The organism is Caulobacter sp. FG7 (genome assembly GCF_057808875.1).
In genome coordinates, this window is record NZ_JBMDIW010000003.1 from 165,891 (window position 1) to 187,943 (window position 22,053).

The 22,053-nt window shown below is 68.4% G+C and carries 20 protein-coding genes; 13 read left to right on the forward strand and 7 right to left on the reverse strand.

Going from position 1 to position 22,053, the window contains the following annotated elements:
* Nucleotides 1-12: 12 nt before the first annotated feature.
* The 4 genes from ACODR1_RS03900 to ACODR1_RS03915 form a co-directional block, all read right to left on the reverse strand.
* Nucleotides 13-321, reverse strand: a complete 309-nt coding sequence (locus ACODR1_RS03900) for a hypothetical protein (protein ID WP_488879268.1) — start codon at nucleotides 319-321, stop codon at nucleotides 13-15.
* Between the two features lie 139 nt (nucleotides 322-460).
* Nucleotides 461-1,312: a hypothetical protein gene (locus ACODR1_RS03905; protein WP_116490138.1), complete on the reverse strand. Its 852-nt coding sequence runs from the start codon at nucleotides 1,310-1,312 to the stop codon at nucleotides 461-463.
* 30 nt (nucleotides 1,313-1,342) lie between these two features.
* Nucleotides 1,343-1,726 (reverse strand): hypothetical protein, encoded by a 384-nt coding sequence (locus ACODR1_RS03910; RefSeq protein WP_488879269.1) that lies wholly within the window; start codon nucleotides 1,724-1,726, stop codon nucleotides 1,343-1,345.
* A 287-nt stretch (nucleotides 1,727-2,013) separates the two neighbouring features.
* On the reverse strand, nucleotides 2,014-2,898 hold the full coding sequence (locus tag ACODR1_RS03915) for a LysR family transcriptional regulator (protein ID WP_488879270.1): 885 nt from the start codon (nucleotides 2,896-2,898) through the stop codon (nucleotides 2,014-2,016).
* A 128-nt stretch (nucleotides 2,899-3,026) separates the two neighbouring features.
* Between ACODR1_RS03915 and ACODR1_RS03920 the strand changes: the two genes are divergently transcribed.
* The 8 genes from ACODR1_RS03920 (at nucleotide 3,027) to upp (ending at nucleotide 13,305) form a co-directional block, all read left to right on the forward strand.
* Complete coding sequence (locus ACODR1_RS03920; RefSeq protein ID WP_488879271.1) at nucleotides 3,027-4,079, forward strand: alpha/beta hydrolase; 1,053 nt, start codon at nucleotides 3,027-3,029, stop codon at nucleotides 4,077-4,079.
* A gap of 59 nt (nucleotides 4,080-4,138) precedes the next feature.
* Nucleotides 4,139-4,981, forward strand: a complete 843-nt coding sequence (locus ACODR1_RS03925) for an SDR family oxidoreductase (RefSeq protein ID WP_488879272.1) — start codon at nucleotides 4,139-4,141, stop codon at nucleotides 4,979-4,981.
* A gap of 420 nt (nucleotides 4,982-5,401) precedes the next feature.
* Entirely contained in the window at nucleotides 5,402-6,073 is a 672-nt protein-coding gene (locus ACODR1_RS03930) for a 4'-phosphopantetheinyl transferase family protein (RefSeq protein ID WP_488879273.1), read from the forward strand.
* 240 nt (nucleotides 6,074-6,313) lie between these two features.
* Nucleotides 6,314-10,174 (forward strand): non-ribosomal peptide synthetase family protein, encoded by a 3,861-nt coding sequence (locus ACODR1_RS03935; protein WP_488879274.1) that lies wholly within the window; start codon nucleotides 6,314-6,316, stop codon nucleotides 10,172-10,174.
* Nucleotides 10,175-10,176: 2 nt separating this feature from the next.
* Nucleotides 10,177-10,410, forward strand: coding sequence for a tautomerase family protein (locus ACODR1_RS03940; RefSeq protein ID WP_488879275.1), 234 nt, complete (start codon nucleotides 10,177-10,179; stop codon nucleotides 10,408-10,410).
* An 11-nt stretch (nucleotides 10,411-10,421) separates the two neighbouring features.
* Entirely contained in the window at nucleotides 10,422-11,402 is a 981-nt protein-coding gene (locus tag ACODR1_RS03945; RefSeq protein ID WP_488879276.1) for a pseudouridine-5'-phosphate glycosidase, read from the forward strand.
* Nucleotides 11,399-12,610 carry a questin oxidase family protein gene (locus ACODR1_RS03950; protein WP_488879277.1) on the forward strand — a complete coding sequence of 404 codons (1,212 nt, stop codon included), beginning with the start codon at nucleotides 11,399-11,401 and terminating at the stop codon, nucleotides 12,608-12,610. Before ACODR1_RS03945 ends, ACODR1_RS03950 begins: the two co-directional genes overlap by 4 nt.
* Nucleotides 12,611-12,621: 11 nt before the next feature.
* On the forward strand, nucleotides 12,622-13,305 hold the full coding sequence (upp, locus tag ACODR1_RS03955) for a uracil phosphoribosyltransferase (RefSeq protein WP_488879278.1): 684 nt from the start codon (nucleotides 12,622-12,624) through the stop codon (nucleotides 13,303-13,305).
* On the opposite strand, the gene ACODR1_RS03960 is transcribed toward upp, so the two are convergent.
* The 3 genes from ACODR1_RS03960 to ACODR1_RS03970 are packed head-to-tail and all read right to left on the reverse strand — an operon-like array spanning nucleotide 13,284 to nucleotide 14,807.
* Nucleotides 13,284-13,757, reverse strand: coding sequence for a DMT family transporter (locus ACODR1_RS03960; protein WP_488879279.1), 474 nt, complete (start codon nucleotides 13,755-13,757; stop codon nucleotides 13,284-13,286). The genes upp and ACODR1_RS03960 overlap by 22 nt on opposite strands.
* Nucleotides 13,758-13,759: 2 nt before the next feature.
* Nucleotides 13,760-14,236, reverse strand: coding sequence for a DMT family transporter (locus tag ACODR1_RS03965; protein WP_488879280.1), 477 nt, complete (start codon nucleotides 14,234-14,236; stop codon nucleotides 13,760-13,762).
* The gene (locus ACODR1_RS03970) at nucleotides 14,229-14,807 is read right to left on the reverse strand and encodes an HD domain-containing protein (protein WP_488879281.1); all 579 of its coding nucleotides are present in this window, start codon (nucleotides 14,805-14,807) and stop codon (nucleotides 14,229-14,231) included. Before ACODR1_RS03970 ends, ACODR1_RS03965 begins: the two co-directional genes overlap by 8 nt.
* A 224-nt stretch (nucleotides 14,808-15,031) precedes the next feature.
* On the opposite strand from ACODR1_RS03970, the gene ACODR1_RS03975 reads away from it, so the two are divergent.
* From ACODR1_RS03975 to ACODR1_RS03995, 5 genes are all read left to right on the forward strand, one after another.
* Nucleotides 15,032-15,949: a LysR family transcriptional regulator gene (locus ACODR1_RS03975; protein ID WP_488879282.1), complete on the forward strand. Its 918-nt coding sequence runs from the start codon at nucleotides 15,032-15,034 to the stop codon at nucleotides 15,947-15,949.
* 100 nt (nucleotides 15,950-16,049) lie between these two features.
* Entirely contained in the window at nucleotides 16,050-17,408 is a 1,359-nt protein-coding gene (locus ACODR1_RS03980) for an LLM class flavin-dependent oxidoreductase (RefSeq protein WP_488879283.1), read from the forward strand.
* 324 nt (nucleotides 17,409-17,732) lie between these two features.
* Nucleotides 17,733-19,889, forward strand: a complete 2,157-nt coding sequence (locus ACODR1_RS03985) for a TonB-dependent receptor (protein WP_488879284.1) — start codon at nucleotides 17,733-17,735, stop codon at nucleotides 19,887-19,889.
* A 90-nt stretch (nucleotides 19,890-19,979) separates the two neighbouring features.
* On the forward strand, nucleotides 19,980-20,981 hold the full coding sequence (locus ACODR1_RS03990) for a zinc-binding dehydrogenase (RefSeq protein WP_488879285.1): 1,002 nt from the start codon (nucleotides 19,980-19,982) through the stop codon (nucleotides 20,979-20,981).
* 107 nt (nucleotides 20,982-21,088) lie between these two features.
* Nucleotides 21,089-21,907 carry an ABC transporter substrate-binding protein gene (locus tag ACODR1_RS03995; RefSeq protein WP_488879286.1) on the forward strand — a complete coding sequence of 273 codons (819 nt, stop codon included), beginning with the start codon at nucleotides 21,089-21,091 and terminating at the stop codon, nucleotides 21,905-21,907.
* The last annotated feature ends 146 nt before the right edge of the window (nucleotides 21,908-22,053 follow it).

Sequence of the window (22,053 nt, forward strand, 5' to 3'; positions counted from 1 at the left end):
GAAGCTTGAGCGTCAGGGGCGGTCGCCCGTCCGCGCCGCCCAAGCGCCGTAGAGGGCCGACAGCATCGACTGCCCAGATGCGCCTCCGCCTGGTTGAGATAGGAACAACAAGTTAGCCCGCTCATCCCAGGGCTCGAGCCGATAGCCGAACGGCCAAACGCCCATCAGCGGATCAGGCGTGGTGCCCTTCTCCTCGGTCTTGCGATAGCCCTTGTGCGAGACGACAAGCTTGCTGCGACGAGGCACGACCATCCGCCGACCGACGTCATGCCAGCGCGGGTCCCTCCAGCACTCGATGCGGCGGTGAGCTGGGCTCAGCATGACGGTCTGCTTCGCAGCGGCAAACCAAAGTCAGTGCCTCTCCCTGACAGTCGCGACGTCCGGTTCTCCGGCGTGGTCGCGCCAGTTGCGCACGCTGACGCACTTCCAGAAAGGAGACGTTCCGACAACCGGAGCTCGCTCAGAAGGCGGTGCGCGGCGCGGGTCCGGCGGGCGCGGGTGCAGGCTCCTTCGTCGGCCGACACGCTCCCGTGGCTTGGCGAGCCTGAATGTATGGCGCGACCTTGGGCGTCGCCAGCAGGGTCTCGAACTTAAAGCCAGCCGACCGGCGGTCGATGTCCAGTTCGTTCGACTCCTCGGCTCCCGGCGTCAGCTCGTAGCTGTCCTTGAGCCAGATGCGGGTGGGCGTGATCGAACAGAACTGCCCGTTGCGGCTGTTTTCCACGCAAGGGTGCTGAATCCAGGAAGACGCCGACCGCTTCCAGATCGAGACCTGCCCCCCGGCGATCTTCACCAGAACGCTCTGTGCGGTCTCGTACCGCTGGGTCAAGGAACTGAACTGGCCGGCGGCGGCCGTGCATTCCAGGATCAGCGGCCGTTCGGGCGAGCCGTCGCCCGGGGGATCGGTTCGCGGAACGGCTGCGCCTTCGATATTGGCGACCCGCGCACCGCCGGGCAGGAGGGTCGTCATGACGGCATGGGGGGCGTCCCTGTTGAACCGCCTGTCCCGAACGGCGATCATTTCCGCCGCCGTAGCGCGAGACGAGCAGGACGAGACGCCCGCCTCGCCGCCATAGGCGCCGACCACGGCCGCCGCGAAGGCCGCCTTGTCGGCCTCGTCGCCCGGCCGCCCCACGAAGATGGGCGAGTAGTAGTATGAATGGTCGATTTTTCCGGGCTGGGGCTTCAAGGTCGCCCAGCAATAGGCGTACTGGCTCCCCGGCGGGCTGCTCGCAGGCTGGGCCGCCGGGGGCTGGGCGCCGGCTCCGCCGCCAAGGGCGCCGGCGATCGCCAGACCGATCGAAAGCCGCACGCCCAGAGGATTGACGCCATTCATCGGGGACTACCGCTCGATGCTGATCTGGACGCCGTAGGGCTCGACCTGGCTAGCGCCCTTGCCCTTGCAGGCGGACTCGGACGGGAAGGCGTATTCGCCGCGGGCCGGAGCCGTTGCACGCTCGCCCAGGGCTTCGGTGAAGCCGACGGGCGTGCCGTCGCGGACACATCGATAGACCTTGTTCTGGCCGGCGCCGACAGAACAGCTGACGGCGTCGCCCGTCTTGTTCACGCATTTCCACGAGACCCGCGCCTCATCGGGATTGATACGCACGGCGTAATAGACCTCGATCCCGCTGACCTCCTTGTAGAAATACCATTGGGGGGATTGCGCCATGGCCGCCGAGGCGCTCAGGGCCATGATCGAAGCGATGACAAGTCGTGCGAGCATTCGCTCCCCCCAATTTTATCGACCGTGGATATCAGACCGAGTTCTTCCAAAGCGCGGCCTTGGAGTCTAGGTTTCCTGTTTGGAAATCGTCCTAGCGAACGCCCGCCGCTTTGCCCAAAGCCAGGGTGCGGTCCTCTCTCGCCATCAGCTGTGGCGGCATGCAGTATAGCTATTGTCCGACATGATCTGTTTGACTCATCATGGTGTCGGCGCGGCAAGGCTGCGCCAATAGCAGACTCTGGGACCTCGCCGAGAACCCGACCTTCAGAGCGGCCTTTACGAGGTGTTCAGCCCCGATAGCGCAACGCGTCGACGACGAGCGTGAAGGCGCGGTCAGATGGCCTGCGCTTTGGATAGTAGAGGTGGTAACCCGCTGACGGCGGCGTCCAGTCGGCCAAGACCTGGATCAGCCTGCCCTGTTCGATATGGTCCTCCACGAAATCCGCTGGAAGATAGGCCAGTCCCAAGCCCGCGATCGCCATCTCAAGGCTGATTGTGATGGTGTTGAACGCTAGTGCTCCGGTGGCTCTGACCTTCAGCTCGCGTCCGTCCTTGGCGAACGGCCAGGCCCAAAAGCCGCCAGACGAGGGCAGGCGCAGATTAATGCAGGCGTGATCGGTAAGGTCATGGGGCGTCAGCGGCGCCGCTCGCCCCTCCTTCTGAAAATAGGCGGGCGCGCCGACGACCGCCATCTTGAAGTCTGGGCCGATCGGCACAGCGATCATGTCCTGATCAACCTGTTCGCCGAGGCGTACGCCTGCGTCGAAGCGCTCGGCGACAATGTCGGTGAGCCGATAGTCGTTGATGATCTCGACCTTCAAATCCGGATAGTCCGGCAAGAGCTTGGCCAAAGCCGGCGCCAGGATCGACATCGAGGCATGCTCGACTGACGTGATACGAATGCTGCCGGCCGGCTTGCCGCGAAGGTCGCTCAGCGAGGCCAAGCTTTCATCCAGGCGCTGGAGGGCCGGCGCCAGGGTCTGCAGGAGACGCTCGCCCGCCTCGGTCGGCGCGACGCTTCGCGTCGTGCGCGTCAGAAGCGGTAGACCCAAGCTGGCTTCCAGGCGCCGCACGATCTGGCTCAGCGCTGATTGCGACATTCCCAGTTTCGCGGCTCCTTTCGTGAAGCTGCGTTCCTCGGCAACGACCACGAACGCCGTCAGATCGGCCATTTCCTCGCGTTTCATTTATCACGCATACTTCTAAGCCCTTGAGTAATTCAGCATCTAAACGCTGAGCCTGTCGAGCCTTAGATTGCTGTCACAGGCGCGAGTGAGCGCCGGTCAGCAAGGCGACGACAATGCGCGACGAGATCACAGCTCACCAAACAACTGGCTTTCCGCGCCGCCGGATCCTGCTCGGCGCCTCGCTCCTTGCCGCCGCCTCAGCCCTTCCCGGCCTCGCGGCGGCGGTCGGGAAGCGTGCGCCTCTTCGACAGCCAGGAGCCACCAACATGCAAAGCGTCGAGTTTCCCAACCGCGCCATCACGATGGCGGGCAATCTCTACTTCCCCGCGGGCTTCACCCAAGACGGCAAGTACGCCGCCATCGTGTCGGTTCACCCGGGCGGGGGCGTGAAGGAGCAAACGGCGGGCCTCTATGCCCAGAAGCTCGCCGGACAAGGCTTCGTCGTCCTGACATTCGACGCGTCGCACCAGGGGGCCAGCGGCGGCCTGCCGCGCTTCCTGGATGATCCGATGAAGCGGGTCGGCGATATCTACGCCGCTGTCGATTACCTGACCACGCTGCCCTATGTGGACCAAGCGCGCGTCGGCGCCTTGGGGATCTGCGCCGGCAGCGGTCACACCATCAAAGCCGCGACCACGGACCGCCGCATCAAGGCCGCCGCGACGGTCAGCGCCGTCGACGTCGGGGCCGCCTCCCGCAAGGGCTGGGACGGCAAGGCCTCTGAGGCCGAACAGATCGCCACGCTCGAGGCGGTGGCGAAACAACGCACGGCCGAAGCCGCCGGAGCCGCGCCTGCCTATGTCCCCTACGTGCCGAACGTCGGCGACAAGACCGCGCCGCTCGATCTGCAGGAGGCCGCCGACTACTACCTGACGCCGCGCGGCCAGCACCCGAACGCGCCCAACAAGATGCTGCTGACCAGCGCCAGCTACATGATCGCCTACACGGGCTTTGACCGGGTCGAGACGTTGCTGACCCAGCCGGTGCTGATCATCGCCGGCAGTAAGGCCGGGTCGCTGTGGCACAGCCAGGAGCTCCACGCCAAGGCTCCCGGCCCGAAGGAACTTTCGATCATCGAAGGGGCCACGCACATGGACCTCTACGACGGCAAGGGCGCCGACACCGTCGCGGCGAAGCTGGCGCCGTTCTTCACCCGCAATCTTTGAGCCGAACAGCGCAAGCCGGGCTTCCCGCCCCTCGAAAAAGATCACAGCGACAAGCGAGAATGACGATGGGCAAAGTTTGGTTTGTCACCGGCTCCGGCCGAGGTCTGGGCGTGGAGATCGCGCGCAAGGCGCTTGCGGCGGGCCACGCCGTGGTCGCCACCGGCCGCAACCCCGAGGCTGTGCAGACGGCGATCGGAGCCCACGAAAACCTGCTGGCCGTGGGCCTGGACATCACCGACCCGCAGGCCGCGTCTATCGCGGCCCAGGCGGCCCTCAATCGCTTCGGACGCATCGATGTGCTGGTCAACAATGCCGGCAATTTCTACGCCGGCTACTTCGAGAATATCAGTCCAGAGCACTTCCGCGCCCAGATGGAGACCAACTTCTTCGGGCCGCTCAACGTCACCCGCGCCATCCTGCCGATCATGCGCGCCCAACGGAGCGGTCAGGTCATCAGCATCAGTTCGCTCGCCGGCCTGATCGGCCAAGAGTTCGTCGTAGCGTACGCCGCGTCCAAGTTCGCCCTTGAGGGGTGGATGGAGTCGCTGCGCTTCGACCTCGCCCCTTTCGGGATCAAGACCATGATCGTCGAGCCTGGCTTCTTCCGCACGGAACTCTTGGTCGAGGGCGCCTCGACGATCTGGCCGGAGCTGACCGTCGATGACTACGCCGAGCGAACATCTCAAACGGTGGCGACCTGGTCGGGCATGAACGGCTTGCAGGGCGGCGACCCGGCCAAGCTCGCGGGCGCTATGGTGACTCTTTCGGACTCAGGCGATCTGCCGCTTCGCTTCGTGGCGGGGGCGGACGCCATGGCCGCGGTCGAGACCAAGCTGCAGACCCTTCAACAGCAGATCGAGGCCCATCGCGGTCTGTCCGCCTCGCTCGCGTGCGACGAATAGCATTCAGCGCGCGTGGCGTGAGGCCGTGACGCGCCAATACCCGCCCCCCCTAAAGCCCGTTACAGCGCACGTCGCGCCATTAGCATTCAGACCGGAGCCCAGAACCGAACATCGCTGGATAACAGGAGCCGGACGTTCGTTGCTTAGGTCGTGAAGATCGGCACCGACCCGTAGCCGCGAGCCACCCTGCTCGGCATTGAAACCGTCAGCTCCGTGACGGGGCCGCGCCAATAGCCGCCGTTGGATTGCCTTCAGGAATCTGACGTCAGGCAATGCGGTCACAGATTGGCTGTTCATCTGTCCCTATTTGCGGTCGCTGGACCTCAACCGGCCTATCAGCCTTCCTGATTGGACCGGCCGGCGCCAACGGGCGATGCTTGCGTGAGACCCCTCCCTCTCCAGATTGACCCATCGATCAGCATGGAAGAAGCCATCCAGGCCGAAGGGGCGACGGCGGTCCTCCGCGGCCTGTTTCCCTCGACCGTCGCGATCACAACGCGGCCGGTCGATGCGGGCGCCGCCTCTGGCCCACATGCCGCGCGCTGGCGTGAGCGCCAGTTGGGTCGCCTTTGTGCGGCGGACGCCTTGCTGGAACTGCGAGCGGCCGCGACCACACCGCCGCACGGTTCCCCTCCCATTTGGCCGGAGGGCCTGACCGGCAGCATCAGCCATTGCCAAACCCTGTGCTGCGCCGTTGCAGCCCGCACACGCGACCTCTGCGCCCTCGGGGTCGACGTCGAGGCCGCCGTCCCGCTTGTCGAAGGCGTCGAACTCGTTTGTGGTGCGATCGAATTGGCGCACTTCGCTGCTTTTCCCACGCTCCCGGCGGGTAACTGGCCGCTGCTGGCCTTCTCGGCCAAGGAGGCGGCCTACAAGTGCCAGTACGCGCTGACCGGGCAGCTACTGGATTTCCGCGACTTCGAGATCGACTTCGACCTGATCACGCCGGGCGTGGGTCGTTTCGCACTGCGGCGGACACGCCCCCTGCCCATTCCAGCGGGCCTCGAGTTGAGGATCGAGGGGCGCTGGGCGGCGGATCGCTCTCATGTCTATACCGCCGCCTGGATTGAGCAGATAGCACCGCAAGGATAACAATTTCGGACCATTCCGTCTGAAGTGATCGGATGCACGCGCCGTTGCCGCACCGCAAAAGCCGGTATACCCAAATAGAAAGCCCAACGAATACGCGCCCAAGCCACGAGCGCGATCGGCGGATCAAAAACTATTCATCGAATTCGGGACGAAAGTCACAGCACAACTTGGCACGATCGCCTCCGCGCAACTGAAAGCGGAGCCTGACGAGGCGCGCCAGTAGCATTGAGCAAGGTGATCATGACCATCTTCTCCGCCGCCTCCATTACCGCCGCCTCCGTCGGCGCCGCCCCGCGGGAAACCTTGGCCGCGCTCCTGCTGGACCGGGCCGATACCGAGCCCGGCGCCGTCGCCGTCGTCGAGGGCGACGCCCGCTTGACGACCGGCGACCTGGTCGAGCGGGCCAGTCGCGTGGCCGCCCAACTGATCGCCGCCGGCGCCGCCAGCGACGCGGTCATAGGCCTGTTCGCCGAACCCTCGGCCTCGCTGATCACTGGCGTTTGGGGGATCGTGCTGTCGGGCGCCGCCTATCTGCCCCTGGCCCCGGACTATCCCGAAGAGCGCCTGCGCCTGATGATCGAGGACAGTCGCCTGCGGATCGTACTGTGCCAGGCCCGCTTCGCCGCCACTGTCGAAGCCTTCGCCCCGCCCGGCACGACGATCGTCGTCATCGAGGAAGCCCTGGCCGTAGGCGGCGAAGAGACGCCCCGGCGAGCCCTGGCGCTGTCGGGCGCCCGCGACCTGGCCTACGTCATCTACACCTCCGGCAGCACCGGCCGGCCCAAGGGGGTGATGATCGAACAGGCCAGCATCGTTGGCCAGCTGCGCTGGCTGGCGCGCGAGCATGGTCTGGTTCCGGGCCAGACGCTTCTGCAGAAAACCCCGATCAGCTTCGACGCCGGCCAATGGGAACTGCTGGCCCCCGCACTCGGCGTCACCGTCGTGACCGCGCCGCCCGGCGCTCATCGAGATCCGGACCTGTTGATCGATCTTGTCGTGCGACATCGCATCACCCTGCTGCAGGTGGTGCCCACCTTGCTTCGAGCCCTGGTCGAGACCGAGCGCCTTCCACTGGCGCGGACGCTGGCGCGCCTCTTTAGCGGCGGCGAGGCGCTGTCGAACGCCCTGGCGCGCGCCGCGCTGGACGCCATGCCCTGGGTCAGCCTGACCAATCTCTACGGCCCGACCGAGTGCACCATCAACAGCTCCAGCTGGCGCGTTGAGCGCGACGCCGTGGGCGATCCGGCCGCGGCGGTGAGCATCGGCCGGCCAGCCGCCGACACGACCTACCATGTGCTCGACGCCGATCGCCGGCCGGTGGCGGACGGCGCCGTCGGCGAGCTGTGGATTGGCGGCGCCCAGCTGGCGCGCGGCTACCTGCATCGTCCCGACCTCACCGCCGACCGCTTCATCCCCGATCCGTTCCGCCCCGAAGTTCCCGAGGCCCGGCTCTACCGCACCGGCGACCTGGTGTTCGCCACGCCTGACGGCGCGGCGCAGTTCGTCGGCCGGGCCGACGACCAGGTGAAGATCCGCGGCTTCCGCATCGAACTGGACGAGGTGCGCCTGGCCATCGAGGCCCACGACTGGGTCAAGACCGCCGCCGTCGTCGCCCAGGAGGATGCGCGCGGCGACAGGAACCTCATCGCCTATGTCGAGCTGAGCCCGCGCGAGGCGGCGCTGATGGACCAGGGCCGGGCCAGCGCCCACCACCAATCCAAGGCCAGCCGCCTGCAGGTGCGCGCGCAGCTCTCCAACCCCGGCCTCAAGCAGGACGCCGAGCTGGCCGGCCTGGCCGCCGTCGATCTGCCCGGACTTGAAGCGACGCCCGCCCAGCGCCGCCGAGCCTTCGCCCGGAAGACCTTCCGCTTCTTCGAAGGCGGCCCCACGCGTCTGACCGACGTCCAGGCCCTGCTCGCGGTCGCTCCCGTTCGGGCCCCACCCCGCGCGCCCGAGCGCCTGTCGCTCGACGAGCTGGGCGCCCTGCTGCGGGAGTTTGGCCAACACCAGAGCCCCGAACGGCTGCTACCCAAATACGCCTACGCCTCGCCCGGCGCGCTCTACGCCGTGCAGCTGCACCTGGAAGTCGTCGGCCTCTCAGGTCTTGCCGACGGGACCTACTACTATCATCCGGTCCATCACCGGCTGACCCGGATCGCCGGCGCCGCGTCGCAAATCCCGGGCGCCACCCTGCATCTGGTCGGCCGCCGCCGGGCGATCTCGGCGGTCTATCGCAGCAACGTCCAGGAGGTGCTGGAATTCGAGGCCGGGCACATGCTGGGCCTGTTCGACCAGGTCCTGGGCGAGCGCGGTCTGGCTATCGGAACGCCGGTCGAGCACAGCCCGCTCGCCGCCGCCCTGACCGGCCGCGAAGGGGACATCTATCTGGGGGCCTTCCCGCTGTCGCCGCTGGGCGCGGTCGCCCCGACGCCGCACCTGGCCGCCCATGTCCAGTCGCTGGAAGGGCGGCTCGAAGGCCTCCCCCCGGGCCAGCACCGGCTGAACGCCGACGGGACGCTCGTCCACGTCGCCGACGGCCGGATCGAGCGCAAGCATGTCATCGCCATCAACCAGCAGGTCTATGACCGGGCCAGCTTCGGCCTGACCCTGACCAGCGACAATCCGCAAGCCTGGCTACGCTACATCGAGCTTGGCCGCTGGCTGCAGCGCCTGCAGCACAACGGCCTTTCCCTTGGGCTGATGTCGTCGGGCTATTCGTCGAAGTCCGGCGAAGACCTGCCCTCGGCCCGGCGCATCGCCGCGGTGCTAGGTCGTGAGGTCGGAGCCTCGTACTTCTGCGTCGGCGGCCGCCTGTCCCAAGAGCAGATCGACAGCGAAGGAATGAACGAGGACGCCGTGCACATGCAGGGGCCGGCCGAACTGATCGCGGCCGACCTGCGACGGACCTTGCCGCCGTACATGGCCCCCAGCCGGCTGGTGATCCTCGACGCCCTGCCCCTGACTGCCAACGGCAAGGTCGACCGCAAGGCGCTGGAGGCCCGCCGCGACCTGCTGGGTGAAAGCAACGCCTGCGCCCACGTGGCGCCGCGCACCAAGGCCGAAGAGACCATCGAGACGCTGTGGCGCGCCGCCCTCAAGCTGGACCAGGTTTCGGTGGAGGACGACTTCTTCGCCCTTGGCGGCAACTCGCTGACCGCCGTCTCCCTGATCCATCGGATCAACGCCGCCCTGGGCGCGACGCTGAAACTGCAAGCTCTGTTCGAGGCCCCGACCATCGCCGCCCTGGCGCGCAAGGTCGAGGCGGGCGACACACAGCAGGCGTCACGAGCCGCGCCGCTTCGGCCCCATGGAACCGGCCGTCCGGTATTCTGCTGGCCGGGCCTTGGCGGCTATCCGATGAACCTGCGCGCCCTGGCCAAGGGTCTGGGCGGCGAGCGCCCGGTGTTTGGGCTACAGGCGCTGGGGATCAACGCCGACGAGACCCCGCACGGCGACATCCAGGCCATGGCCGCCGCCGACATCGAGGTGATCCGCAAGCTCCAGCCCGAGGGCCCCTACACCCTCTGGGGCTACTCCTTCGGCGCGCGCGTGGCCTTCGAGACCGCCCATCAGCTGGAGCAGGCGGGGCAAGTAGTCGAGGCCCTGCACCTGATCGCGCCGGGCTCGCCCAGGCTCGACCTGCCCGCAACGCCCGCCGGTCCGCGCTACGACAACCCGGCCTACTCGGCGATCCTGTTCTCGGTCTATGCCGGGGCGCTGGATCATCCGGACCTGGAGGCCTGGCGCCAGCAGGTCCGCGACGATGGGAGCCTTGCGGCCTTCGTCTCCGCGCGCTTTGGCCTCGACGCCGAACTGGCCGTGCGCATCGCCGCCATCGTTCGGGCGACCTATCAGTTCCGCTACAGCTTCGAGGAGCTGCAACACCGCCAGATCAAGGCGCCCGTCACCCTCTTCAAGGCCCGAGGCGACGACTACGCCTTCATCGAAGGCGCGCGCGGCTATAGCGCCGCCCCGCCCAGGGTGATCGAGCTCGATATCGACCACTACGCCCTCCTCAAGCCCGCTGGCGTTGCAGCCCTGGCCCGCGCCCTGGCCGATCCTGCCCGCCTCGCCTCCATCTCCCTCGTCGAGACCGCCTGATCATGCCCCACGTCAACATCAAGCACTTCCCCCGCGACCTGACGCCCGAGGCCCGCCAGACCCTGGTCGAGGGCCTGGTCGATCTGGTCACCCGGACCTTCGACGTCGGCGAGACCACGGTCTCCATCGCCCTCGAACCGGTGATGCCCGAGACCTGGCGCGATCGGGTTGTGCTTCCCGAACTGCACGACCGGGCCGGCCTGCTGGTGCGCCGCCCTGGCTACGACTTCGCCTGAAGGAGGACGGCTTGCCCCAGATCGATCCCAATCGCCTGGCCGAACGGCTGGTGCTCGCGCCCGAGGTCCGCGCCGCGCTCGCCGCCGGCCGCCCCGTCGTGGCGCTGGAGTCCAACGTCATCACCCACGGCCTGACCTATCCCGACAATGTCGAGACCGGCCTGGCGGTCGAGGCGGCCGTGCGAGCCGGCGGCGCCGTCCCAGCCACGATCGCCATCGAGGACGGTCGCCTGCTGGTGGGCCTGGACCGCGACACGATCGAGCGCTTCGCCACCGAGCCCGGCATTCCCAAGGTCTCGACCCGCGACCTGCCCTTCGCCCTGGCGCGCGGCGGCAAGGGCGCGACCACGGTCGCCTCGTCCCTGGCCATCGCCGAGCTGGCCGGCATCGCCATCTTCGCCTCGGCGGGCATCGGCGGCGTGCACCGCGGCGCGGCCCAGAGCTGGGACGTCTCGGCCGATCTGGTGCAATTCACCCGCTCGAAGGTCGCCGTGGTCTGCGCCGGCGCCAAGACCATCCTCGACCTTGGCCTGACCGCCGAGGTGCTGGAGACGCAAGGGGTGCCGCTGGTCACTTACGGCTTCGACGAGGTGCCGGCCTTCTATTGCCGCTCAAGCGGCGTCCCCAGCCCACAGCGCCTGGACGATCTTTCGACCATCGCCCGGGCCATCGACCTGCACTGGGCCCTGGGCGGACCCGGCGGCGTGCTCGTCGCCGCCCCGATCCCGGAGGCCGAGGCCCTGGACGGCGAAGCGATCGAGGCGGCCGTGGCCGACGCCGTCGCCAGCGCCGAGGCCGAAGGGGTCAACGGTGCGGGACTGACCAAACGGCTGATGCGCGCGGTCGACGCGGCCACCGACGGCCGCGCCTCCAAGGCCAATGCGGCCGTACTGGTCCACACCGCCCATCTCGGCGGCAAGCTGGCCGCGGCCTATGCGGCGCTGAGCGCGCCTTGGCCTCGTCCGGCCGCCCAGGGAGAGCTCGTCCGATGAGCGGGAACATCGTCGAAACCCTGCTGGCCGACCGCGCCTATCACATCGAGTTCAACGGCCACCTGACCAACCACGCCAAGCACGCGGTCGTGGCCCTGGCCGGCCTTGGATCCCCGCCGCACGAGATCCTCGCCTACTATGAAAACTACGCCGAGCTGACGACCTACGGCTACGGTCTGGAGCCGGCCCGAACCTCCGACCTGGTGGTGACGCGCGAGACCTGGCGCGACTTCCTGGGCAAGCGGCGGGGCTATTCGGCGCTCTGCGCCTTCTTCGACGCCGAGGAACGGCGGCTGGGCCTCGACGGCGTCGTCGCACTCTATGGGCCCGAATTGCTCACGGGGTGGATCGGCGCCTTCACCCACGCCACCATCCACCTGGGCTGGGGACTGGACGCCGGCAGCCGCTGGATGGCGATCGAGGGGCTGGCCTACATGGTCTTCACCCACGTCCCAGTCCATGCCGAGCGCGCGGCGGTGGACGCGGCCGCCGCCGAGGACGCCTCCCCGCAGGACAGCCTGCTGCGCATCGCCCGGGCCTGGCACGCCGATCCGTCGGCGGCGCAGCGCCTTCAGGCGGCCCAGGCCGACACGCGCTCGCCCGGCGCCCAGGCAATCCATCCGGAGCTGGCCCGTTCGGGCCTGCAGTACCGCATCGCCCGCAGCGCCGCCCACGGCCACCCGCTGCTCTACAGTCTGCCTCCGTGGGCGACGGGCGCGGATCAGGACCAGGCGCCGCAAGCCGAGGACTGGGAAGCGCTGTTCGAAGCGGTCACCCTGCTCTACCTCGCCTTCCCGGGCGACTTTGTCGTCCTGCACCTGATCACCGCTCTGCACGCGGTCGAGACCATCGCCTCGCGCCTGCCCCCGGCCGACGCCCGCGCCGCTTACCAGGGATACTGGATCGGGGCCCTGGCCATCGCGCTGGGCGAGAAACTCGTCCCCAAGCCGGGCAAGCTCGCGGCCCTGGCCGCCGCCCTGCCCGATCGCGACGACGTGGACAGCCCCGAGCGCGCCGGCGACTGGCGGGCGATCGTCGCGCGGGCGGTGTTGGAGGAGGAGGAGCACAACCCCAAGCTCGCCTACGTCCTGCAGAAGCTGTGGCGGCGATCGGGTGGACGCGCGCTCTACCGCATCGCCGCCGCCCAGTTCACCAAGACCCCGCTCCTGCCTCCAAGCTTCGAACAGCCGGCCGACAACGAGGCCTGAAGGAGACCCCCATGCCGCTCGACCTAGCTCCGGCCTCGGCCCGTCCGTCAATCGAGGCGGGCCTGCACGTCCTGCCCCAGACGCGGCAGTTGCGCGCCCTGCACACGGTCGTGCGCGATCGCACGGCCTCGCGCGCTGACTTCGTCCACTACAGCGGCCGCATCATCCGTCTGCTGCTCGAAAGCGCCCTGGACCTCCTGGCCTTCGCGCCACGCTCCGTCGAAACCCCGGTCGGCCGGGCCTATGAGGGCCTGGCCTTCTCTGAGCACATCTGCGGGGTGTCGGTGATCCGGGCCGGCGAGAGCATGGAGGGCGAGCTGAGGGCGATCATCCCCGGCGTGCGGATCGGCAAGATCCTGATCCAGCGCGACAAGGTCACCAAGACCCCGAAGTTCTATTACCAGAACCTTCCGGCCGACATCGCCGGCCGCCAGGTCCTGCTGCTCGATCCGATGCTGGCCACCGGCGGCACCGCGGTGGCGGCCGTCGAGCTCTTGCTGCAGCAGGGCGTGGCCGAGGAGAACATCGTCTTCGTGGCGTTCATCGCCGCCCCCGAGGGGGTCACGGTCCTGGCCAGCCGCTTTCCCAAGCTGCGGATCGTCGCCTCGGCGATCGAGGAGCGGCTGAACGAGAACGCCTACATGCTGCCCGGCATCGGCGACTTCGGCGACCGCTACTTCGGCTCGCCCGTCTGAGCCGCCAGCGCCGGGCGCAGTCTCGCGATCGCGCCCGGATTGTTGGCCAGCCAGATCCCGGCGACGATCAGGGCCGCGCCGGCCAGCCGCACCAGGGTGCGTCCGTCGATCGCCGCGCCGAGATTGCTGATCACCACGCCGGCCAGCATCTGGGCCCCGACCACCAGGCCGGCCGTGCGGCTGGCGCCCAGCCGCACCACGACATGGCTGTTAAGCGCCACGAAGGCCACGCCCAGGACGCCGCCGATCCAGGAAAACCAAGGGGCGGGGCCAACGTGGAAGGCCCCTGCCCCCTGCAGGGCGATCGGCGCCGTCAGGAAGACAAAGCCCACGACGTGGTTCCAGAGCGAGGCGCGCAAGGCGCCTTCCCGGCGGCCCAGATGGCCATTGATCCCGCGGCTGACGCCGATGCACAGGCCGTTGGACAGAGCGATGAGGACGGCGATCAGCATGGTCAGCCCGCCGCGGCGATGATGACGAGGCTGCCGGTCAGCACCAGCCCGAGCCCCAGGAGCCCGCCGGCGGTCGGCGCGCGCCGCTCCAGGCCAAGCCACCCGAACCGGTCGGCCGCGACGCCAAACAGCATCTGGCCGGCCAGCATCAGCGCCAAGGTTCCCGAAAAGCCTAGGGGTCCGTTGACGGTGATCGCCGCCAGCAAGACGGTCAGGGCGCCTGGCACGCCGCCCAGATAGATCCAGCGCGGCCAGCGCCCGCCGCCGGGCGGCGACGCCGCGACCGCAGCAGCAGGCGCTGCTCGCCGCCAAGCCACGACGGCTATCAAGGCCGCAACGGTCCCAACGCCGTGGGCGACCCAGGATGCGAAGAGCGGCGACGAAAAGTGCGCAAGGCGGCTGTTGATCGCGATCATCGAGGCCAGCACGACCCCCGCCGCCAGGGCCAGGACCGTCTCGGAAGTGGCGGCCTTAGGCACCGAACAGACCCTCCTGGCGCGCCGCGCCCAGCCTGGCCTCGATATGGCTCCAGAGACCGGGGCAGCCCCGCCGGATCGGTTCGGCCACCCGCGCGACCACGCGGTCGTGGCTGATGCCGTTCTCGCGCCAGCTCTGGCCGTTGTTGGCGAGGTTGAGCAGCACGGGCATGGCCCGATCGATCGCGTGGGCGAAGCGCGCCTCGGGCGTCTCCTCGGCCTCGAACTCGTCCCACAGCGCGATCAGCGTCCAGGCCTGGCCTCGCGGCAGGACGCCGAAGATCCGCTCGACGGCCTGTCGCTCGGCAGCCTTGCGCTCTGAAAGGCCGGTCTCGACGAAGGCCATGACGTCGCCGGTGTCGATTTCGCCGACGTCATGCACCAACAGGAGGGAGATCACCCGCGAGATGTCGACGGGCTCGGCCGCGTAAGGCTGCAGGGCGGTGGCGGCCAGAGCCATCTGCCAGCTGTGCTCGGCGGGGTTCTCGTAACGATCGAGCCCCAGCGGCTTGACCTTGCGGGTCACGCCCTTGAGCTTGTCGAGCTCCAGAATGAATCCGATCACGTCGTCCATGGCGTCCTCGCACGGCGGGCGAGACATCATCGGCCTTGGCCGCCGGGCGGTGGAAGCGGTGTTGGGGTCCACAGAGAGCGGACCACCGCGTCCGAAGCGACCATCGGCCCGAGCATTGAGATTGCACAATCTTGTGTTGAGTAAACCTCACTTGCCTACGAGCGCGCGTCCCCGTCTCTATGACGAGGAGGGCCGTCACAGACAGTCGTAGAGGACCCCCGCGCGTGGATAACTTCGGCCAGCTCAATGTGTTCATCCAGGCCGCCGAGACCCGCAACTTCACCTTGGCGGGACGCAATCTCGGCATTTCGTCATCGGGCGTCGGCAAGGCCGTGGCGAGGCTGGAGGAGCGGCTGGGGGTGCGGCTCTTTCATCGCAGCACCCGCTCCATCGCCCTGACGCCGGAGGGCGAGGTCTTCCTCGAGCGCTGCCAGCGTATCCAGGGCGAAATCGCCCAGGCCGAGGCCGAGCTGACGGAGGGCCAGGGCGCGCCGCGCGGGCGTCTGCGCGTCAGCCTGCCGCTGGTAGGCATGCTGATGATGCCGGCGCTGACCGGCTTCATGCGGGCCTATCCCTCCGTGGAGTTGGATCTCGACTTCACCGACCGGATCGTCGACCTGATCAACGAGGGCTTTGACGTGGTGGTGCGCACCGGCGAGGCCAGCGACTCCCAGCTGATCACCCGCACGCTAGGCACGTTCGGCCACCGGCTGGTCGGCGCGCCGGCCTATTTCGCGCTCCATGGCGCGCCCGCGACGCCCGAGGACCTGCTCGACCACGCCTGTCTGCATCACAAATATCCAGCCACCGGCAAGCTGGCGCCGTGGCGGCTGTTGCGGGACGGCGCGGAGCTCTCTCTGGACCTGCCGCGCAGCGTGGTCGCCAGCACGATCGAGCCGCTGGTGCAGATGGCCGAACAGGGCATGGGCCTGGCTTGCCTGCCCGATTACGCGGTGCACGCCCACCTTCTGGACGGACGCCTGGTCCCGGTGCTGGACCCCTACGTCGCCCATCGCGGCGTCTTCCGGGCGCTGTGGCCGCAGAGCCGCTTCAACTCGCCCAAGGTCAAACTGTTCGTCGATTTTCTGGCCGGCGCCCTGCTGCCCGCCCAGCCTTCAGCCCAGCGACTGAGCGCGGCATAGCGGACGAATTCGTCCGCAATAACCGGACAATCGCCGGGATTATCGCCTCTCCCATCGACGCCTAGGGTCCGCCTCCCGTCCGTAAGGGCAAGGAGGAACAATGCGCCGGCGCGGCGAACAGATGATCCTGGGCTTGTTCGTGCACCCGGCCGGCCACCATGTGGCCGGCTGGCGCGATCCGGCCGCCTGGACCCTGCGCCGCCTCTCCGAACATGTCGCCCTGGCGCGGCAGGCCGAGGCTGCGGGCTTTGACCTCTACTTCCTCGCCGACTTCGTGGAGGTGCAGCTGGAGTCGCCGGAGGCCGCCAGCCGCAAGGCCCATAACGGCGTCTACGGCTTCGAGCCGCTCACCTTGCTCTCAGCCCTGGCCGCGACCACCAGCACGATCGGGCTCGTCGCCACCGCCTCGACCAGCTTTTCGGATCCTTACGTCCTGGCCCGCCAGTACGCCTCCCTCGACCATCTCAGCGATGGCCGGGCCGGCTGGAACGCCGTCACTTCGGCCGACCCCGGCGCGGCCTTCAACTTCGGACACAAGGCGCCGATCCCGCACGCCAACCGCTACGCCCGGGCCGAGGAGTTCGTCGATGTCGTGCGCGGGCTTTGGGACAGCTGGGATGACGGGGCCTTCGTCGAGGATCGCGGCAGCGGCCGGTTCTTCGATCCGAACGGCCTCCACCGCCTCGACCATGCTGGAGAGCACTTTCGGGTTCGCGGCCCTCTGAACATTCCCCGCCCTCCGCAGGGGCGGCCGATCATCGTCCAGGCCGGAAGCTCCGAGCCCGGCAAGGCCTTGGCCGCCCGCACCGCCGACCTCGTCTTCACCGCGCAATCCAGCCCCGAGGCGGCCGCAGCCTTCTACGCCGACCTCAAGAGCCGCCTGCCCGCCCACGGCCGCAGACCTGGCGACCTCAAGATCCTGCCCGGCGTCGTGCCGATCGTGGCTTCAACCCGGGAAGAGGCGCAGGCCAAACTGGAAGCCCTGCAGGCCCTGGTCGATCCGATCGTGGGCCTGGACCTCCTGCGCAACCTCTCCGGCGGCGCCCCGCTGCCGCCGCTCGATCTAGACGCGCCCCTCCCGGCTCGGCCGCTGTCGCAGACCGCCCAAGGCCGACAGTCGCTGGTGCTGGACCTGGCCCGACGTGAAGGGCTCAGCGTCCGACAACTCTATCAGCGCTTGGCGCCCGGTCGCGGCCACTGGCAGGTGGTCGGCGATCCCATCGACGTCGCCGATGCGCTGGAAGCGATGTTCGAGGCCCACGGATGCGACGGGTTCAACCTCATGCCCGCCACCCTGCCCGGCGGCCTCACCGACTTCATCGATCTGGTCCTGCCCGAACTTGTCCGGCGTGGTCGCATCGCACCCGCAAGCCGCGCGACCAGTTTGCGCGAGCGCCTGGGCCTTGGCCGCCCGACCTGGCCTCACGGACCGCCCGTCGCCATCAGCGCCGCTACCTGAACGATGGAGACCGCCGCAATGACCACGCTCTTCCGCCGCGCCGCGCCGGGAGCGCATTCGCACGCCAATTCATCATTTTACCCTTATAATTCAATAATTTATATTCAACATAATCGTTTGATCGCACCACCCCAACCGTGGAATTGCCGCAAGCCGAAACCAGCTCTGGGGGACACCTTGCGACAAATCCAAACGCCGGCGCGTCCGCGCCTCAAACGCCGCCTCATTGCGGGCGTTGCGCTCGCCTTTCTCAGCCTCTCGGCCGCCCACGCGGCCGCCCCTGACCTTGCGGACACGCCCGACGCCTCGGCGGAGGTTGATCGCGTGGTCGTGACCGCCGCCAAGCAAGCCGAGCGCAAGGCGGCCCTGGCCCAGGGCGAACCGGCCTCGATCTCGGTGCTGACGGCGGACGTGCTGGAGCGCCGGGGCGTGGCCAGCACCCTGGACCTCGTCAACCTGACGCCCAACCTCTACCAGCCGCGCAACACCATGAGCTACTCGGCCGCCCAATATTTCCTGCGCGGCATCGGCGAGCTGGACGCCCAGGGCGAACCCTCGGTCGGCACCTTCGTCGACGGCGTCTACATCACCCGCAATCTGGGGGCGATGCAGGAGCTGCTCGACATCGCCGACATCCAGATCGACCGCGGCCCGGTCATCCACCTTGGCCACCAGGTCGAGGGCGGCGCGGTGCGCCTGACCACCGTGGTTCCCGACAATCAGGTCCGACGCGAACTGCTGGCCGGCTACGGCTCGTTCGACGAGATCAAATTGGGCGGGCTCGTCAGCGGCCCGATCGTCCAGGACAGGGTCTATGGCAGCTTCGCCATCAGCCGACACCAGCGCGACGGGACCGACTACAACCGCACCCTAGGCCGCCGCGAGAACGACATCGCCCTGACCCAGGCCCGCGCCAAGCTGCGGTTCACCCCGACAGAGGATCTCGACATCACCCTGGCCATCGACGGCACGGCCGACGACAGCCTCAATCGCGGCTACGGCAACCTGCTCAACGCCGACAAGTATGCGCTGAACTCGCCGATCTACCCGAAGAACCGCTATCGGCAGGCCGGCGTGACGGCGACCACGCTCTATAGGGCGGCTCCAAACTGGCAGGTTTCCAGCGTCACGGCTTGGCGCGTGTTCGAGGACCACGCCAACTACGACAACACCGGCGACCGCTTCGCCCGCAATTCATCGCCGCTGCGCTACTATGACAACGCCTGGTCGGAGGACCTGAAGCTCAGCGGCACGGCGGGCAAGGCCCGCGTCGTGGCCGGCGTCTACCTGCTCTACGAAGACTGGATCACCCGGCGCAACGTCAACGCCTCGACCACCTTCTACGGCTCGCCAAACCGGATCGTCTTCACGCCGGTCCACGCCGCCATCGACCAGAAGACCTACAACGCCGCCGCCTACGTCCAGACCGACTACGGCCTGACGCCGCGCCTGACCCTCACCGGCGGCCTTCGCTACAATGTCGAACGCCATACGACCAAGCAGACCCTGAGCTGGCTGATCGCCGGCGGCGACCACACCTTCACGGTCACCGACGTCTCGCAGGTCGCCGAAGAGCTGGCGATCCTCTACGGCGCGCCGGCCGCGACAGCCTGGCATGTGAAGGCCCACAAGAGCTGGACCCAGCTGCTGCCTAGGCTGTCGGCCACCTACCAGGCCGCCCCAGGCGTGAAGGCCTACGCCTCGATCAGCCAGGGCGCCAAGTCGGGCGGCTTCGACTTCCGCGCCAACAGCCCCTCCAATTGGCGCCAGGCCACGACGCCCTATGCGCCCGAGAAGGTCACCACCTACGAGGCGGGCGTAAAGAGCGATCTGGCCGGCGGGCGGGTGCGTTTGAACGGCGCGGTGTTCTGGAACGACTTCGCCGACATCCAGATCAGCGCCTACGACCCGCTGACGGCGATGAGCCGGCGCTTCAACGCCGGCGACGGCCATTCGGTCGGCATTGAGCTCGAAGCGGCCGCTCAGGTGACGGCCGGTTGGAGCCTAGACGCCACCGCCTCCTGGCTGGACACGGAGCTGGACACCTATCGGGGGGCCTACAGCCAGGTGGTGCTGGCAGGCGGCGCGATCGTGCCGACCTCAGCGCACTCCGGCTCGCCGCTGCCCAACGCGCCAAAGTTCCAGGGCAAGATCGCCAGCGACTACCGCCTGCCTGTCGGCCTGCCCGGCGAGCTGACGCTGGGCGTCGACCTCTCCTACCAGGGCGCCACCTTCCTGACCGCGGCCAACAGCCCCTACAACCGCATGCCGCCGCAGACCTTCCTGGACGCGGCCCTTCGCTGGAAGAGCCCCGACGGCGCCTGGAAGGCGGCCCTGCGCGGCCGCAACCTTCTCGACCGCCGCTACCTCGTCTGGTCGGGCCTGGGCACGACCAACGGCTCGCCGGCCTACGCCACCTTCTATTCGGCCAGTTGGACGGACCCGCGCACAGTCTATCTCGAGGTCCGCCACAGCTTCTGAGGCCGGCTTCGGACGCCGCCGTCCCCGGAGCGGCGGCGTCCAGCCTTTATCCCATCGACCGCCCCTCCCCCCGACTTCTCGAGAGCCGCCATGACGTCCACTCCCCGCACCGCCAGAGAGGTGCACATCGTCCGCCGTCCGGACGGCCCCTTGAGCGCCGCAGACTTCGCCGTCGCTGAAACCGCCCTGCCCGGCCTCGCGCCAGGCGAGTTCCTGATCGCCAACCGCCTTCTGTCGATCGACCCGGTACGTCGGGTGTTCTTCGCCAACGGAACCGCGCCCCTGAACGCCGGGCTGCACAGCTTCTCGATCGGCGAGGTCGTGGAGTCCCGCCACCCCGGCTACGCGCCCGGCGAACTCGTCGGCCACTATCAGGGCCTGCGCGACTTCGCCGTCGGTCGTGGCGAAGAAACGCGCAAGATCGTCGCCGGCGAGGATCCGCTGGAATGGCACATGGGACCGCTGGGGGTGGGCGGCTTCTTCGCCTATGTCGGCCTGATCGAGGTCGCGCGGGCCCGGCCTGGCGAAAGCGTCCTGGTCTCCTCGGCCGCGGGGTCGGTCGGGAGCCTGGCCGTCCAGTTGGCCCGGCTGATCGGTTGCCGGACCGTGGCCACCGTCGGCTCGACGGACAAGCAGGCCTGGCTGGCGGACGTGGCCGGCATCGAGGCCGTGATCGACTACAAGCAGGCCGACTGGCGCGAGCGCCTGGCGACGGCCCTGCCCGACGGCCTCGACGTCTATTTCGACAATGTCGGCGGCGCCCAGTTGGACGCGGCCCTGTCGCTGATCAATCCCCACGGCCGAGTCGCGGTCTGTGGCATGGTCTCGGCCTACGACAGCGCCACGCCCTTCTCGGAGCGGGCCGGCGCCTGGACCTGGCGGATGATGACCTCGCAGGTCGAGCTCAAATCCTATCACGTGCGTGATCATCAGCGCCTCTGGCCCGCCTTCCAGCGCAGCATCGGCGACTGGCTGCGTAGCGGCGCGATCCAGACAGAGACACAGGTGCGCGAGGGCCTGGACGCGACCCCGCAGGCCTTCGTCGATCTGATCGCCGGCAAGAGCCTGGGCAAAACCGTAGTGAGGCTTTGATGACGATCCAACTCTCGCGCCGCTCCATCCTGGGCGCCCCCCTTTTGCTAGCGGCGTGCAAGCGTTCTCCCTCGGCCGTTCTGCGGGTCGGCGCTCTGACCGGGCCGATGCGCGCTACGCTGGAGGCGTCCGGCGTCATGGCCGGTGCGCCCTACGAGATTGCCTGGAGCAGTTTCGCCACCGGCCAGGAGGTACTGGAGGCTATGGCCGCCGGCGCCGTCGACGTAACCACCACCGGCGACGCCTCCTTCCAGTTCGCCTACCAGGCCGGCAAGGCCGTCAAGGCCGTGCAGGCCCAGCGCGCCGAAGACATAGCCGGCGCCTCTGGGGTGCTGGTTCCCAAGACATCGACCATCCATGGTCCGGCCGACCTCAAGGAAAAGCGGATCGCCGTCGCGCGCGGCTCGGCCGGCCACTTCCTGGTGTTGCGGGCTTTGGCGAAGGCTGGTCTCTCGTCCGCCGACGTCAACTGGGCCTTCCTGTCACCGGCCGAGGGCAAGGCAGCCCTGGGCGCCGGCGCGGTCGACGGCTGGGCGACCTGGCCGCCGTTCATCGGCGCGGCCCTGCTGCACGATCCAGTCCGCCTGGGCGTCGATGGGCTTGGGCTGGTGCGCAACTACCTGCTGCAGGTCGCTTCCGAACAGGCCATCGCCGAGCGCCGGCCGCTGCTCAGGGATTACCTGGCGCGGGTCAGGGATGCTTCGGCGTGGACCAACAATCACCCGGCCGTCGCCGCCAAGGCCCTGGCCCAGACCACGGGCGCCCCAGAGGATGTGGCCCGCTACACGGTCGATCGTCAGCATTGGCGTCCAGCGCCACTCGACGCGGACTTCGTCGCCTACCAGTCAGCATTGGCCGCGACCTTCCGCAACGCCGGTTCCCTAGCCGCCGAGCGCTCTGTGGCACAAGCCTTTGTCGCGCTCTGACCGGCGCCCCTCTTCAACCGCGCCGGCTTCGGCGAACGGGGAGACGCCTCTGAACGTCCGCTTGCCACCGTCCCCGCCGATCCCGAAGGTCTGCTCTTGCGACCATGTCGCGCCAGAAACCGCCGTTAGCGCGCCTCCAGAAACAC